The 16,101-nt window shown below is 38.8% G+C and carries 12 protein-coding genes and 3 tRNA genes; 7 read left to right on the top strand and 8 right to left on the bottom strand.

Annotated elements, in window-relative coordinates; genetic code table 11:
- Positions 1-64: 64 nt before the first annotated feature.
- Positions 65-1,243, bottom strand: coding sequence for an acetyl-CoA C-acyltransferase (locus G498_RS0113460; protein ID WP_026981634.1), 1,179 nt, complete (start codon positions 1,241-1,243; stop codon positions 65-67).
- 277 nt (positions 1,244-1,520) lie between these two features.
- On the opposite strand from G498_RS0113460, the gene G498_RS0113455 reads away from it, so the two are divergent.
- The 3 genes from G498_RS0113455 (at position 1,521) to G498_RS0113445 (ending at position 1,809) form a co-directional block, all read left to right on the top strand.
- Positions 1,521-1,604 (top strand) — tRNA-Ser (locus G498_RS0113455).
- Positions 1,605-1,617: 13 nt separating this feature from the next.
- Positions 1,618-1,692, top strand: a tRNA-Pro gene (locus G498_RS0113450).
- Positions 1,693-1,735: 43 nt separating this feature from the next.
- Positions 1,736-1,809: transfer RNA gene (locus G498_RS0113445), tRNA-Arg, on the top strand.
- A 48-nt stretch (positions 1,810-1,857) separates the two neighbouring features.
- Here G498_RS0113445 and G498_RS0113440 read toward each other — a convergent pair.
- The 7 genes from G498_RS0113440 to tsaD all read right to left on the bottom strand — a co-directional run bounded on the left by G498_RS0113440 (position 1,858) and on the right by tsaD (position 8,422).
- Entirely contained in the window at positions 1,858-2,427 is a 570-nt protein-coding gene (locus G498_RS0113440; RefSeq protein WP_026981633.1) for a hypothetical protein, read from the bottom strand.
- A gap of 2 nt (positions 2,428-2,429) precedes the next feature.
- On the bottom strand, positions 2,430-3,614 hold the full coding sequence (locus G498_RS0113435; protein WP_026981632.1) for a THUMP-like domain-containing protein: 1,185 nt from the start codon (positions 3,612-3,614) through the stop codon (positions 2,430-2,432).
- Positions 3,615-3,616: 2 nt separating this feature from the next.
- A complete protein-coding gene (locus G498_RS0113430) occupies positions 3,617-4,705 on the bottom strand; it encodes an AI-2E family transporter (RefSeq protein WP_026981631.1) in 1,089 nt (362 codons plus the stop codon).
- Positions 4,706-4,790: 85 nt separating this feature from the next.
- A complete protein-coding gene (locus G498_RS0113425) occupies positions 4,791-5,744 on the bottom strand; it encodes a zinc metalloprotease (protein WP_026981630.1) in 954 nt (317 codons plus the stop codon).
- A 306-nt stretch (positions 5,745-6,050) separates the two neighbouring features.
- Positions 6,051-6,692: a DUF4159 domain-containing protein gene (locus G498_RS0113420; RefSeq protein WP_026981629.1), complete on the bottom strand. Its 642-nt coding sequence runs from the start codon at positions 6,690-6,692 to the stop codon at positions 6,051-6,053.
- 1 nt (position 6,693) lies between these two features.
- A complete protein-coding gene (locus G498_RS0113415) occupies positions 6,694-7,398 on the bottom strand; it encodes a 16S rRNA (uracil(1498)-N(3))-methyltransferase (RefSeq protein WP_026981628.1) in 705 nt (234 codons plus the stop codon).
- A gap of 1 nt (position 7,399) precedes the next feature.
- Positions 7,400-8,422 (bottom strand): tRNA (adenosine(37)-N6)-threonylcarbamoyltransferase complex transferase subunit TsaD, encoded by a 1,023-nt coding sequence (tsaD, locus tag G498_RS0113410; RefSeq protein ID WP_026981627.1) that lies wholly within the window; start codon positions 8,420-8,422, stop codon positions 7,400-7,402.
- 190 nt (positions 8,423-8,612) lie between these two features.
- On the opposite strand from tsaD, the gene G498_RS0113405 reads away from it, so the two are divergent.
- From G498_RS0113405 to G498_RS0113390, 4 genes are all read left to right on the top strand, one after another.
- Positions 8,613-13,055, top strand: coding sequence for a translocation/assembly module TamB domain-containing protein (locus G498_RS0113405; protein ID WP_240470448.1), 4,443 nt, complete (start codon positions 8,613-8,615; stop codon positions 13,053-13,055).
- 123 nt (positions 13,056-13,178) lie between these two features.
- Positions 13,179-14,165: a 6-phosphofructokinase gene (pfkA, locus tag G498_RS0113400; RefSeq protein WP_026981625.1), complete on the top strand. Its 987-nt coding sequence runs from the start codon at positions 13,179-13,181 to the stop codon at positions 14,163-14,165.
- Between the two features lie 24 nt (positions 14,166-14,189).
- Positions 14,190-15,191, top strand: a complete 1,002-nt coding sequence (gap, locus tag G498_RS0113395; protein WP_026981624.1) for a type I glyceraldehyde-3-phosphate dehydrogenase — start codon at positions 14,190-14,192, stop codon at positions 15,189-15,191.
- A 58-nt stretch (positions 15,192-15,249) separates the two neighbouring features.
- Positions 15,250-16,101 carry a BadF/BadG/BcrA/BcrD ATPase family protein gene (locus G498_RS0113390; protein WP_026981623.1) on the top strand — a complete coding sequence of 284 codons (852 nt, stop codon included), beginning with the start codon at positions 15,250-15,252 and terminating at the stop codon, positions 16,099-16,101.

Below are 16,101 nucleotides of genomic sequence, written 5' to 3'. Positions count from 1 at the left end.
AAAAAGCAGAAGATAAGAACTCGGCTGAGAACTAACTTCCTGCTTCTAACTTCTGAATTATAGTTTAAGCTCTTTCAATAACAATGGCAGAAGCACCACCACCACCGTTACAGATAGCAGCTGCACCAATCTTGGCATTGTTTTGTTCTAACACATTAATTAAAGTAACCACAATTCTTGCTCCGGAACATCCCAGCGGGTGACCTAAAGAAACAGCACCGCCATTAACGTTTATTTTATTGTTGTCTAAGCCTAAAATTTTAGCATTGGCTAAGCCTACCACCGAAAACGCTTCGTTAAATTCGAAGAAATCAACATCAGAAACGGATAAACCTGCTTTATCTAATGCTTTTGGTAACGCTTTTGCAGGTGATGTAGTAAACCATTTTGGTTCCTGAGCTGCATCAGCGTAAGATTTAACATAAGCTAATGGTTTTAATCCTAAAGCGTTGGCTTTCTCTTCGCTCATTAAAACTACAGCTGCCGCGCCATCATTGATAGTGGAAGCATTTGCAGCGGTTACTGTTCCGTCTTTTGTGAATACTGCGTTTAAAGTAGGAATTTTGTCTAATTTCACATTAGTGTATTCTTCGTCTTTAGCAAAAACGACAGGATCTCCTTTTCGCTGCGGAATAGAAACCGGAACAACTTCGTTATCGAATTTTCCAGCTTCCCAGGCTTTAGCAGAACGTTCATAAGATTGAATAGCGAAAGCATCTTGTTCTTCACGGGTAATTTTATATTCGGCAGCACATAAATCTGCGGAAACTCCCATGGCAGTGTTGTCGTAGGCGTCGGTTAAACCGTCCTTCTGCATACCGTCCAATAGCGTTGCCGGGCCAAATTTAGCTCCGTTTCTCATGTGAACATAGTGAGGAATCAGACTCATGTTTTCCATACCACCGGCTACAACAATTTCAGCGTCACCGGCCATGATAGCCTGAGTACCCTGCATGATTGCTTTCATTCCGGAAGCACAAACTTTGTTTACGGTAGTACAGGCAACAGTGTTTGGCAAACCGGCATAAATGGCAGCCTGACGTGCAGGAGCTTGTCCGACACCCGCCTGAACTACGTTACCCATAATTACTTCGTCTACTAAATTCGGGTCTAAATTGATTTTATTTAAGGCACCTTTAATTGCTGTAGCACCCAATTGTGGAGCTGTAACGGTTGATAAACTTCCCATGAAGCTTCCAATTGGAGTTCTTACAGCCGATACAATAACTACTTTCTTATTCATGATATTATGTTGTTAGTTTGTGAAAGTGCGAATTTAACCAAAATTGTGAAGATATTTTAATTATCGACGAGATTATTAAGCTGATTTTTTTGTTTTGTGATTTTATTAAGAAGAGACGTTAAATTAATTCAAATTTTCACGTTTTCTATTGTGTTGACAATGAAAGGGTTTTAAAATATCTTTATAAAAAATAAAAAAAAACGTAAAAAATAGTTGCAGAAACCATATCGTTAGTATACATTTGCAACCGCAAAAAAGGATAAGTTCTTTGCAAAAAGGAGAGGTGCCGGAGTGGTAACGGAGCAGATTGCTAATCTGTCGACGGGTAACCGTCGCCAGGGTTCGAGTCCCTGTCTCTCCGCTTTTTTTGCTTTCGGGGTGTAGCGTAGCCCGGTTATCGCGCCTGGTTTGGGACCAGGAGGTCGCAGGTTCGAATCCTGCCACCCCGACGATAGCTTTCAGTATTCCCAATTCAACTGAAACAAGACTTAAGGTCCCGTAGCTCAGCTGGATAGAGCAACTGCCTTCTAAGCAGTAGGTCTCAGGTTCGAATCCTGACGGGATCACAAAAAAGCCTGGTAACTTACCAGGCTTTTTTGTTTTCTGTGGTTAAATTATTCCACACACTTCAGATAATTGATAAAGTAATTTTCAGGTGAGTAATCTCCTTTAATATTATCAGATTTCAATTCTTTTTTAAAAACGTAATCGGTTGTTTCTGTAAGGTATTTTACTTTCATCAGGCTAATTGGATATTTTTTCAGGTCCTCATAACCATCTTTACTGAAGAGAAAGTAATTATTTAGTATACGAATATTATTCTTCTCTTTTTCATCAAAAATAAGTTGGCTGCAAGTTTCACCTGCACTAATAAGTGTTACAATTTTACCGTTAGTAAGCTGTAATGAAATTTTCGAAGTTGTATCAAAGCAGTTGGATTTTATGAAATCCTTACTTCTTTGCAGCAACTGAAAATTAAGGTAAAGAGTACCGTCAGAATTAATTAAGGCAAATTGTATAAAATCTTTATTGTTTCCCAGGTCTTTTTCGTGTATCAGATAATCATGAGTTTTTTTTAGGTAGGTAGAATCGGTTTTTTCCTCCATGTCGTACTCACATTTAATTTGCTGCGCATTCGTATACAAGGCTCCAAAGCATAAAAGCAACGTCAGTATTTTTTTCATTCTTAAATTTTTTCGCAAAGTAAAACTATTTTCTCGTTATTTAAATTGGTTGTAAAGAAACAATATAAATCGCCGCCGTCTTTAAGTTTCCATTTTTTTCGCAATTCTTCCACGGTTACCGGGAAATTTCTAACGGAAATATTGCATTTTTTGCCTTCTAAATGCTTTTTCATTTCTGTTTTATCGAAATGGAGTATGTTTTTTATAGCAAATTTCCTGCCGGGAAAGCTGATTTTTTCATCAGAAGTATATAAATGGGAATGCTGATGCAATTTGCAAATGCCGTAATGAATGCCGATACTTTCAAAAGCGCCGGTTTTCATCATGGCAGCATTAGGTTCATAAAGAAATTCGGAAGGCATTGCATATTCGGATTTTTCATCGGCATAAACGTCTGAATGTTTTACAGAGAAAACGGTGGTTTCGTTTTTAGAAATCGATACCGCATTTAGTGTGGTCGTATCGGAAAAACCGTTTTCAATTTCCCAGAGTAATTCTTTTACTTCGTTATCAATGGCAACGATGTGAATGTTTTTAACATGCTTTAATTCTGTTAAACCGGAAGTTATATCTAAAATCGGAGCCGTTTTTATAAGGATATTATCCGAATATTCAAAATAGATGTCTAAAAGATTCGGGACATTTGGCAAACAGTCTTTGAGCATGAAAACTTTTCCTTTCACGTCGCTTCTGCGGGAAGGATCAATATAAATCCAGCTCCATTTTTGATCGATTTTTTTCAGAATATCCAGACTGTCACCTTCATAACATTCAATGTTGCGTTGGTTTAAAATGTGGAAATTATGATTTACAATCGCCGATAATCCTTCATTGATTTCACAATGAACCACTTTGTTAAAATGCTGAGCGAAAAAGTAATCGTCAATGCCAAAGCCTCCGGTTAAGTCAATCAGTGTCACTCCGCTGATTAAAGAAGCTTTGTATTTTGCCGCAATTTCGGAAGAAGTCTGTTCGATGGATATTTTTGAGGGATAAATGATGCACTTATGCGCATACCATGTAGGCAATTTGTCTTTAGCTTTAGCTTTTGAAGCGATTTGATTTAAAATATCATTCCATTTTACATCCGGAAACGGATTCTTCATCAGGGCAATTTTGGTGAAATTCCCTTGCATGGATGTGTTGATAAATTCCTGAATATCAGTTCTTAAAAGAGGTGTATCCAAAACTAAATATCTTTGGTTAACATACTTACTATTTTATTCTCCGGACAAAATTCTTTGGCCACCACTTTAATCACGGTGTATGTCGGAATGGCTAAAATCATCCCGGTGATTCCGAAAAGAAAACCGCTAATTAAAGTAATTATAAAAATTTCCAAAGGATGTGATTTAATGCTGTTGGAGAAAATAATGGGCTGACTGATGTTGTTGTCAATCACCTGAACAATAGTAAATCCGATTAAAACATAAAACGCAGTCGGCAGGATTTCGGTTTTAAAATCGGCGCCGATGCTTCCCATCATGGTTAATACTACGGCAAGTATTGTTCCGATTAACGGACCTACGTAAGGGATAATGTTTAAAATGGCACAAATAAAGGCTATGGTGAACGCGCTTTTCACTCCAAAAATAAGCAGCACAATAAAATAGAGTAAGAAAACAATAAAAAGCTGCAGCAAAATACCGGAGAAATATCGGGATAATAAATAGTTTATTTTTCCAATTGAAGCTAAAATTTTGTCTTCATGATTGTCCGGAATGGCTTTTCTGAACAGTAGCTGAAACATCAGTTTGTCTTTCAGTAAAAAGAAGGAAATAAAAGCAACGGAGGCAACTCCCATTCCAAAATTACTGATGATTCCGATTAGAGAGTTAAGTATGGCCGGTAAAAAATTGAAATTCAGTTTTGAGGTGAAATTCGATTGTTCCATCAAAGACAAAATATCAATATTGTGTTCCGATAAATAGGTGTTAATCTGTTGCAGGATTCCGTTAAAATTGTTTTGTATGCTGTTGGTATCCAGCAGGGAAAGATTTTTACTTTGTGTGAGAATCAGCGGAACAAACATCATCACAAAACCAACGATAAGACCAATGAAGATGACAAGCGTTGTGATAACGGCCAATGTATTTCTGAATTTTAAACGGCGTTTTAAGAAATTAACAACAGGTTCGCCAATCAGGGAAATTACAATGGATATAAGGACATAAACAATTACCGGGCTTATTTTATAAAGCGTAAACAAGAGTAATGCAATACCGGCCAGAGTTAGCACAGATCGGACTATTCCGTTTGAAATATCTTTTGAAGTCATTCCTGTTTTTGTTGTGAATCAGATTTAAATGTATAAAAAAACCCGCTACTATGAACGGGTTTTCTTAATTAATTTTATCAATCTGTTATGGTTGAGCAAATGAATTTCTGGCTCCACCGGCAGCAAAAATGGCTAACATTCTTGATTTCTGACCGTTAGAGAACATGTACATTCCTCTGTCATCGGTATAATCCATGTAGTTCATGTACATTTCAAGCGGAGTGCCGGAACAAGTACTTCTGTGACCTACAGCAGGAACACCATAGTTAGGAGCATTGTGTGACGGCGTATCGGAAACTAGGTCATTGCCACAGGTTGCATCACCCCAGATATGACGTAAGTTCATCCAGTGACCAATTTCGTGAGTTGCAGTTCTTCCCAGATTAAACGGATAAGTTGCCGTACCGGTTGTTCCGAAATATTTAGAATCGATAACGACACCATCAGTGGAAGAGGAACCTCCCGGGAATTGAGCGTAACCTAAAATTCCACCACCAATAGTAGCAACCCACAGGTTTAATTTAGTCGTTGGAGAAGTTGGTGCCATACCGCCAGAAGCTGTTTTTTTACAGGCATCATTAGTTCCCCAGGAAGTTTTTGTTGTAGATTTTCTGTAAACAGCATCTAAAACAAATGAAATTCCAACATTCGCTCTTACGGAAGAATACGGGTTGTTGGCGGTATTATAATCGGAGTTTTGAGCATTAAAATCCTTGTTTAAAACATCGATTTGCGATTGAATCTGAGCCAGAGAAATATTTTCAGCTGAAGTTCTGTATAAAACGTTTACGACAACCGGAATCTGAATTTTACCGTTTACTAATCGTCCTTCTTTAATGGCTCTTTCGGTGAATGACTCGATTTCGTTCATTCGGATGGCCATTTTAGGATCTTCCTGTAATTGTCTTTCCAGTACTTCGGTTGATGCACAGCCTCTGTGCGCCTCAGCGGAAGTATGGGTTACCTCGGTGTTAGAATCTTCCGTGTTACATGAAAACAACATAGCCAGCAAAGCTGTTGATAAAATGATTTTTTTCATAATTTTTTTAGTTTTTTGTTAAATAGTTTGTTAATTAATTAGAACAATGCAATTATATAACAAAAAAATAAATTTCAAAATAAAATGTATAAAAAAAATCGCACAATTATTTTGTGGAAAATTTATAATAAATCATAAAAACAGATGAAGATAATGTAAAAAAAACTTTACAGCAAGAAAGATTTTTGACAATAATACAAACAACGATTTGTTGGTAATATTATTGTGTTTTTGAAAAAAAATAAAAAACCGTCAAAAAATGACAGTTTAAAACGGTTTAAATGATTTTTAATAAGTGGAATTTCCTTAATAGTTAAAGACGTAATTGATAATATTCGCACCCATCTTCAAAGCTTTAGTACGAACTTCTAAAGGATCGTTATGAACTTCCTGATTTTCCCATCCATCACCTAAATCGGTTTCGTGAGTATATAAAAGGACTAAACGGTTTTCAATAAAAATTCCGAAAGCTTTTGGGGGTTTGTTGTCATGTTCGTGAATCTTCGGAATTCCGCCCGGAAACAGGAAGGGTTTTTGAAACAAGACATGATTAGCGGGAAGTTCAACCAGTTCCATATCAGGAAAAACCCGTTTGATTTCTTTGCGGATGTATTGGTCCATGCCATAATTGTCGTCAATATGAAGAAATCCTCCGGAAGTTAGATAGTTTCTTAGATTAATTATATCATTGTCGCTGAAAACTACGTTTCCGTGACCAGTCATGTGCACAAATGGGTAGGAAAACAAATCAGGGCTTCCCACTTCAACCGTTGGAATTTTAGTGCTGAGTTTGGTATTGATATTCTGATTGCAGAACTTCACCAGATTCGGTAACGAAGTAGGATTGGCATACCAGTCCCCGCCGCCTGCATATTTCAACAGCGCAATTTCCTGGGAAAATCCCAGATTCCATAAAAAGAAAATTCCGGCTAAAAGAAGTTTTTTCATATTATTCGTTGCTGAAAACAATGCTGTGACAGGCTACTACGGCCGCTGTTTCTGTTCGTAAGCGGGTATTTCCCAAAGATACGGGAATGTAGTTGTTTTTTAAAGCGGTTTCGATTTCTTTTTCGGAAAAATCGCCTTCAGGCCCAATTAAAACGGTGTATTTTTCCTTTGGCTGTATGGCTTCTTTCAACAGTTTTTTATCGGTTTCTTCACAATGAGCGATAAATAAATTGCCGTCATGCTTTTGGCTGATGAACTCCTTAAAAGAAATCGGTTCGTTCAGTTTCGGTAAAAAAAACTGCAGCGATTGTTTCATGGCCGATTGAATGATTTTATCAAAGCGTTCGCTTTTAATCACTTTCCGTTCGGAATGATCGCAGATAATGGGCGTGATTTCATGTATGCCGATTTCGGTCGCTTTTTCCAGAAACCATTCGAAACGGTCGTTCATTTTGGTGGGAGCAACGGCCAAATGCAGATAAAAATCCGTAGGTTTAACAGTCTCTGTTTTGTTGATTTTTACAGTACATTTTTTATCGGATGCCAGAATAATTTCCGTGTGAAACAAACTTCCTAAACCATTGGTTACATGTAAAATATCTCCTTCTGTTTTACGTAAAACTTTAACGATGTGTTTGCTTTCTTCTTTGTCAAAAGAAAACGTTTCTGAAGCGGCATTGATATCGGGATTGTAGAATAACTGCATATTAAAATTCAATTCTTGCTTTAGAGACTACCGAAGCATTTTCAAACTGTTTTTCCAGAAATTTATGATAACCCACTATGCCAATCATCGCGGCATTATCGGTCGTGTATTCAAATTTAGGAATAAAAGTTTTCCATCCGTATTTTGTTTCGGCTTCTTTTAACGTATTCCGGATGCCTGAGTTTGCCGAAACACCGCCGCCAATTGCAACTTGCTTGATTCCGGTTTCCGCAACGGCCATTTTCAGTTTATCCATCAGAATTTCGATGATGGTATGCTGAATCGACGCACAAATATCGTTCATATTCTCCTGAATAAAGTTGGGGTTTTCCGCGACTTTCTTCTGAACGAAATACAAAATCTGTGTTTTCAGTCCGCTGAAACTGAAGTCTAAACCGTCCACTTTTGGTTTGGTAAACGGAAAAGCTTTCGGATTCCCTAATTGCGCATATTTGTCGATTAACGGGCCGCCGGGATAGGGAAGACCCAGTATTTTTGCGCTTTTGTCGAACGCTTCGCCTACGGCATCATCGGTAGTTTCGCCAATCACATACATATCAAAAAAACTGTTCACCTTGATGATTTGCGTATGACCACCTGAAATCGTCATCGCCAAAAACGGAAATTCCGGTTTGTCAAATCCTTCTTCCTCAATAAAATGCGCCAACACGTGAGCGTGCATATGATGTACGGCCATCATCGGTATATTCAAAGACATCGCCATAGATTTTGCAAACGAACTTCCAACCAAAAGCGAACCCATCAAACCAGGACCTTGCGTGAACGCGATACCGGAAAGCTGTGATTTGTCAATATTCGCCTTCTTTAAAGCCACATCGATAACCGGAACAATATTCTGCTGGTGCGCTCTGGAAGCCAATTCCGGAACCACACCGCCATATTCTTCGTGAATTGCCTGTCTTGCTACAACGTTTGACAAAACTTTTGCGTCTTGTAATACAGCGGCGGCCGTGTCGTCACAGGAACTTTCGATGGCAAGGATATAAATTGGCGATTTTGTCATAAAAAAGGCACGAAATTTGAGTGAATATTAAAAACGACTGTATTATCTTTGATTTGTTAAAAAACAACACGCAAAATGTTTTACTTTTGCTTGTTAACACTGATAATTTCATCGTTGCTCCGACAAAATTAATATAAATACTACGGGTATCAAAAAATTTAGAAAAATACTGCTCCGAACCATACTGGTATTGCTCCTGTTGCTCCTGCTTCTCGGGATTGCACTTTCGTTGCCTGTAGTACAAACGGAAATCGGAAAATACGCAACGGAAAAAATCAACAAAGATTTCGGGACAAAAATTTATATAGACAAAGTTGCTATTTCTGTTTTTGGCGGTGTGAAGCTGAAAGGTATTTATGTTGAAGACCATCATAACGACACCTTATTTTATGTGAACCGCCTTCAGTCTAATCTTCTTAGTTTTAAAGAAATCAAAGCGTCCCATTTGTTTTTTGGAGAAGCCCGAATGGATGGCCTGAATTTTAAACTGAAAAAATACAAAGGCGAAACCAAAACGAATTTAGACTTGTTTGTGGCCGCTTTTGATGACGGCAAACCCGGTTCAGGGAAATTTCGTCTGAAAGCCGATAATTTATATGTAACCAACAGCAGATTCCGGTTAATCGATGAAAACCTGAAAACTCCTAAAGCGCTCGATTTTACAAAGCTTAACGGAGAATTAGAGGATTTTTTCATTAAAGGGCCAAATGTTACCACGCAAATCAAAAAACTTGCGTTACACGATCATCGCGGGCTTATTGTTGAAAATCTTGCTTCGGATTTCACTTATACGAAGAAAAACATCATCCTGAGAAAGATGGAGTTAAATACTGCGGAATCAACATTATTTGGTGATGTAATCTTAAAGTATAATCCTAAGGATTTTACGGATTTTAACAACAAAGTGGTTTTTGATGTGAACATGGAAAAGGCATCAGTATCTTCTAACGAGCTGAACTTTTTCTACAATGAATTTGGTAAAAATCAGCGCTTTTTCCTGAAAACCCATGCAAAAGGAACGCTTAATAATTTCGTATTGCACGATTTGAAACTCGTAGACAGGAATCAGTCGGAAATTATCGGTAAGGTAAATTTCAAAAATCTCTTCAACAAAAAAGGAGAGTTTTACATGAACGGAAATTTTGACCGAGTTACGTCTAACTACGATAATTTAAGTGCCATTTTGCCGAGAGTTTTGGGTGAAAAACTGCCGCAAACCTTAAAAAAACTGGGCAGAGTAGATTTAGTAGGCGATGTGGAGTTAACCAAAACCTACATCAATGCAGACGTTTACCTGATGTCGCAGTTAGGAGAATTGGAGTCGAAACTTTCGATGACGAATATCAACAACATCAACAACGCTTCGTACAAAGGAACGATTTCGCTGCACGATTTTAATATTGGTGTGCTGACCGACCAGAAAAGCATCGGCAACACCACACTCGATTTAGAAGTTGACGGAAAAGGATTCAACAAGAAATTCCTCGATACTTCCGTGAAAGGAAAGATTCAGGATTTCCGTTACAACGGCTACACGTATCAGAACATTACCGTAGACGGAAAACTGAAAATGCCTTATTTTAAAGGATATTTCAACAGTAACGATCCGAATTTACGAATGGATTTCGACGGTTTGGTCGATTTAAGCTCCAAAGTTAAAAATTACGATTTCGAAGCCAATATCGATTACGCCGATTTGCATCTGTTAAACTTCATGAAAAAAGATTCCATTGCAATTTTCAAAGGAAATCTGAAGTTTAAGGCAAAAGGAAACACGGTTGATGATATAGACGGAAAACTGGAAGTGGCCAATGCGGCGTTCCAGAACAGCCGTGATAATTATTATTTTGAAGATTTTCAGGTAGAATCGACTTTCGATGAACAAAGAATAAGAACCATTACCATTAACTCGCCGGACATTATTCAGGGGAAAGTGGTGGGGAAATTCCAGATGAAACAAGTAAGCGATATCGTTGAAAACGCGCTCGGAAGTCTGTATGCCAATTATTCGCCCAATAAGCTGAAACCCGGACAGTTTCTCGATTTTGATTTTGCGATTTACAATAAGATTATCGAGGTGTTCAATCCGAATGTTTCCGTTGCGGAGAATACTGTTTTAAAAGGAAGAATCAATGCGGATGAAGGGGATTTTAAGATGAATTTTACCTCACCAAAAGTTACGGCCTACAACAATACATTTGACAGAATAAATGTTCAGATAGACAACAAAAATCCTTTGTACAATGCGTTTATCGAGCTGGACAGCATTAAAAACAAGAACTACAAGATTTCCGATTTCAGTTTAATCAACGTAACCATGAACGATACACTTTTTGTACGTTCGGAGTTTAAAGGCGGTGAAAAGAATCAGGATTTTTATAATCTGAATTTATACCATACGATTGATGAGCAGAATCGTTCGGTGGTAGGTTTGAAAAAATCGGAAGTGAACTTTAAAAATTACCTCTGGTTTTTAAATGAGAATGACACGAAAGACAACAAAGTGGTTTTCAATAAAAAACTAACCGATTTTGAAATAGAAAAAGTAGCGCTTACCCACAACGGACAAAAAATGGAGCTTTCCGGCATTCTGAAAGGTAAGAACTACAAAGACATTCAGCTCACTTTTGATGGTGTCGATTTGGCAAAAGTAACTCCGTCCCTCAACAATATGGCATTTGCCGGGAATCTGAACGGGGAAGTCAATCTGAAGCAGAATGGTGACGTGTATCAGCCAACATCTTCTATAACAATCGATTCCCTTGAGATTAACGAATACAAGCTAGGGAATATGGATTTGAAAGTTACGGGTGATAATTCGTTCCGCAAGTTCAATGTGTATTCGACCATCGAAAACGAAAATGCAGAGAGTTTTTATCTGAAAGGAAATATCGAAGTCGTAAACCAACAGAGCTTGCTGTCGTTGGAAACCGGATTTTCGAAATTCAATATTGGTGCTTTCGGACCGCTTTTGGGCAGTGTGTTTAAAAATGTTCGTGGTTTTGCAACCGGTCAGGCATCTATTTTAGGAACCGTAAGTGACCCTGAAATAGATGGCAGATTGTATTTAAACGATGCCGGTATGCTTGTGCCGTATTTGGGTGTTGATTTTGTAATGGAGCCAAATGCCATCGTAGACGTTACAGAACATCAGTTTTTATTCCGAAACATCGAAATTACAGATACGAAGTATAAAACAAAAGGATTTTTAAACGGTAGTGTGCGTCATAACAAGCTGGCGGATTGGCAATTAGATTTATCGGTAAGATCCGATAATATGCTGGCATTGGATACCAAAGATAATGATGATGCACTTTATTACGGTACAGCCTTTATTAACGGAAATGCCCGTATTTCCGGTCCTATTAATGCGCTTTTGGTTAAGATGAAAGCCAGTTCAAATAAAGGTACAGCCATTAAAATCCCGCTTAATGATGCTGAAGGAATTGGCAACAACTCGTACATTAACTTTATTACTAAGGAAGAAAAACTCAAAAAAGAAAAAGGATTAGTCAAAGATTTCAAGAAATACAGCGGAATTGAACTCGATTTCGACTTCGAAATTACACCGGATGCCGAAATTGAAATCATTTTAGACCGAAATACCGGTCATGCCATGAAAGGAAAAGGAGTAGGTACCATTACTATGGAAATCAACACGTTGGGTAAGTTTAACATGTGGGGCGATTTTCAGGTTTGGGAAGGCGAATACAACTTTAAAAACTACGGATTGATCGATAAAAAATTCCAGGTAAAAAAATTCGGAACCATTCGTTGGGAAGGCGAACCGCTTAATGCGGCATTAGACCTGGAAGCCGTATACAAAACCGAGTCGAATCCGGCGATTATTCTGGATAATCCTTCCTTCAATAAAAAAGTTCCAACCGAAGTAGTTATTGCCATAAACGGTAATTTAAGCAATCCGGAGCCGGATTTCAGAATTGAGTTTCCAACCGTAAGTTCTGTTTTAAAATCGGAAATCGATTATAAATTAAGTGACAAGGATGTTCGTCAGACTCAGGCCATTGCATTGCTTTCGGGAGGAGGTTTCCTTACACCGGAAAACGCATCCAACACTGTTTACGGAACCTTGTTTGAGCGTGCCGGAAGTTTGTTTAATGATATTTTTTCCGGTGATGACGATAAATTTCAGGTAGGGCTGAATTATGTTCAGGCAGACCGAAACCCGCTTTTGGAAACCGAAGGAAGGGTTGGGGTTACCTTATCCACGCAAATCAACGAGAAGATTACCATTAATGGAAAATTAGGAGTTCCGGTTGGCGGTACCGAAGAATCTGTAATCGTGGGTGATGTTGAGCTTCAGTTGCGTTTAAACGAAGACGGAACCCTAAAAGCACGGGTTTTCAATCGCGAAAATGATATCAACTATATCGGGGAAGGTATCGGCTATACACAAGGAGTGGGTATTACGTATCAGGTTGATTTTGATGATTTTAAAGAACTAATCCGAAAAATCCTGAACAAAGCCCAGGAAGAAAAAAATAATAATCCGACAGATCAGCTTCCGGATTCGGATTTGTCGCCGGAATTTATTAAATTTATCAACGATAAAAGAGAACGCAAAACGGAATCCCCAAAAAAGGACGTACAAAGAGTTCCTGAAATCGACTAACTGCGCAGCACACAAACAACAACACTTCTTTTTCGGCAAACGTTATTATTATGCTAAATCCGCAGCATGATATAAGGTTTTTCGCAACATTATTGTTAAATTTAAAGGATTAAAATGTAACCTATGTCTGAAAAGATTAGTAAGATTGGTGTGCTTACCTCCGGCGGTGATGCCCCGGGTATGAATGCCGCAATCCGGGCTGTAGTCAGAACCTGTGCTTACCATAACATCAAATGTATGGGTATTTACAGAGGTTTTGAAGGAATGATTGAAGGCGATATTTCCGAAATGGGCCCCCGATTTGTAAAAAACATCGTAAACAAAGGCGGAACGATATTAAAATCAGCGCGTTCCAAAGAATTCATGACGGCCGAGGGCAGAAAAAAAGCCTATGAAAACCTGAAAGCCAACGGCATTGATGCATTGGTGATTATAGGAGGCGACGGAAGTTTCACCGGTGGAATGGTGTTTAATAAAGAATTCGGTTTCCCGATTATGGGAATTCCCGGAACAATTGATAATGATATCTTTGGCACTAGCTTCACCTTAGGCTATGATACGGCATTAAATACCGTAGTGGAAGCTATCGATAAAATCCGCGATACTGCCAATTCGCACAACCGCTTATTTTTTGTGGAAGTTATGGGTAGAGATGCAGGTCATATTGCACTAAATGCCGGCATTGGAGCAGGAGCCGAAGAAATTCTGATTCCTGAAGAAGATTTAGGATTAGACCGCCTTTTAGAATCGTTGCGCCGAAGTAAACTTTCCGGAAAATCTTCCAGTATAGTAGTAGTTTCCGAAGGCGATAAAATCGGAAAAAACGTTTTCGAATTAAAGGATTATGTGGAAGAAAACATGCCTGAGTATGACGTTCGGGTTTCGGTGCTGGGCCACATGCAGCGAGGCGGTTCACCGAGTTGTTTTGACAGGGTTTTGGCTTCAAGATTGGGCGTAAAAGCTGTAGAATCCTTATTGGAAGGAAAAAGCAATTATATGGTAGGACTCATAAGCGACAAAATCGTTTTAACGCCTTTAGAACAAGCAGTTAAGGGACAATCCAAAATAGACGAAGAATTATTAAGAGTATCAGACATTATGTCTACATAAAATGTATTAACCAGAAGAAAGATTATGACGAAAGTAAAATTAGGAATTAACGGATTCGGAAGAATCGGAAGAATTGTTTTCAGAGAAACCATCAACAGAAATAATGTAGAAGTGGTAGCGATTAACGACTTATTAACCGTAGACCACTTGGCTTATTTGTTAAGATATGACTCCGTTCACGGACGTTTCGACGGAAAAGTGGAAGTGAAAGACGGCCAGTTATTTGTAAACGACAGACACATTCGCGTTACAGCCGAAAAAGATCCGTCCGTTTTAAAATGGGACGAAGTAGGCGTAGACGTGGTTGCGGAATGTACCGGAATTTTCACTACCGTGGAAACGGCGTACAATCACATCAAAGGAGGCGCTAAAAAAGTTGTGATATCAGCACCTTCCAACGATGCTCCAACGTTTGTAATGGGCGTAAATCACGACAAAGTGAAACCTAGCGATGTTATTGTGTCGAACGCTTCCTGTACCACAAACTGTTTAGCGCCATTGGCAAAAGTACTGCATGACAATTTTGAGATTGTGGAAGGATTAATGACCACGATTCACGCCACAACTGCCACCCAATTAACCGTTGACGGACCTTCAAAAAGAGATTTCCGCGGCGGAAGAGCGGCTTTGCTAAACATTATTCCGGCTTCAACAGGAGCAGCGAAAGCCGTTACCAAAGTAATTCCGGCACTGGAAGGCAAATTAACCGGAATGTCCATGCGCGTACCGGTAGCCGATGTTTCCGTGGTTGATTTAACCGTAAAACTGAAGAAAGCCACTTCGTATGACGAAATCATGAACGTACTTAAAAATGCTTCCGAAACCTCGATGAAAGGAATCATGGGCTTTACGGAAGATGACGTTGTTTCACAAGACTTTGTTTCCGATACCCGCACTTGTATTGTTGATGCTAAGGCAGGAATTGGGCTGAATGCAACATTCTATAAAATTGTGGCCTGGTATGATAACGAATACGGTTATTCATCCAAACTGATTGATTTGGCGGTGCATGTTGCCAATTTATAAAAAAATGTTATTTTTACTGAATCCCGTTTAAAGCGGGATTTTTTTATAAAAAACACGCATGAAATTAGTAGTAGACAGCGGTTCCACAAAAGCCGATTGGATTGCTTTAGACGATAACGGAAACATCCAGTTTACGGCAAGCACCTTAGGATTGAATCCCGAAGTTTTAACCAAAGAGGAAGTCATTTCGCGGATTAACGAACGGTTTGATATCATTCAGAATAAAGACATTGTAAAAGCGTTGTATTTCTACGGCGCCGGTTGCGGAACCGACCGCATGAAAAACCATCTGGCCGAAATTCTGCACGAATTGTTTGTGAATGCCCGTATCGAAGTGAAAGAAGATACGTATGCCGCAGTTTTTGCGACAACACCCAGAGGCGAGAAGGCGATTGTTTCCATCTTGGGAACAGGTTCGAATTGCAGTTATTTTGACGGGGAAGTTTTGCATCAGAAAGTACAGTCGCTGGGTTATCTGGCTATGGATGACTGTAGCGGCAATCAGTTTGGCCGTCATTTAATCCGGGCGTATTATTTTAATACCATGCCGAAAGAACTGGCGGAAATTTTTGAAAAAGAGTACGATCTCGATGCCGATGCCATCAAACACAATCTCTACAAAGTTCCGAATCCGAACGCGTATTTAGCAACGTTTGCCAAGTTTCTGATTCAGCATAAAGACCACGAATTCATTCAGAAAATCGTTTTGAACGATATGCAGAATTTTGTCGATTTATACATAAAACAATTCGACAACTGCAAAGAAGTTCCGGTGCATTTTATCGGTTCCATCGCGTATTATCTGAAAGATGAACTGGATAAGGTTTTAACTCAAAACGGATTGAAATTGGGGAACGTTTTCCGAAAACCAATCGACGGTTTAATTCATTATCATTCCGTAACCGCATAA

The sequence above is a fragment of the Flavobacterium suncheonense GH29-5 = DSM 17707 genome (assembly GCF_000430025.1).
In the GTDB taxonomy this organism is placed as follows: Bacteria; Bacteroidota; Bacteroidia; order Flavobacteriales; family Flavobacteriaceae; genus Flavobacterium; species Flavobacterium suncheonense.
Note: the sequence above shows the minus strand (reverse complement) of the source record. Positions and strands in the feature narration are given on the sequence as shown.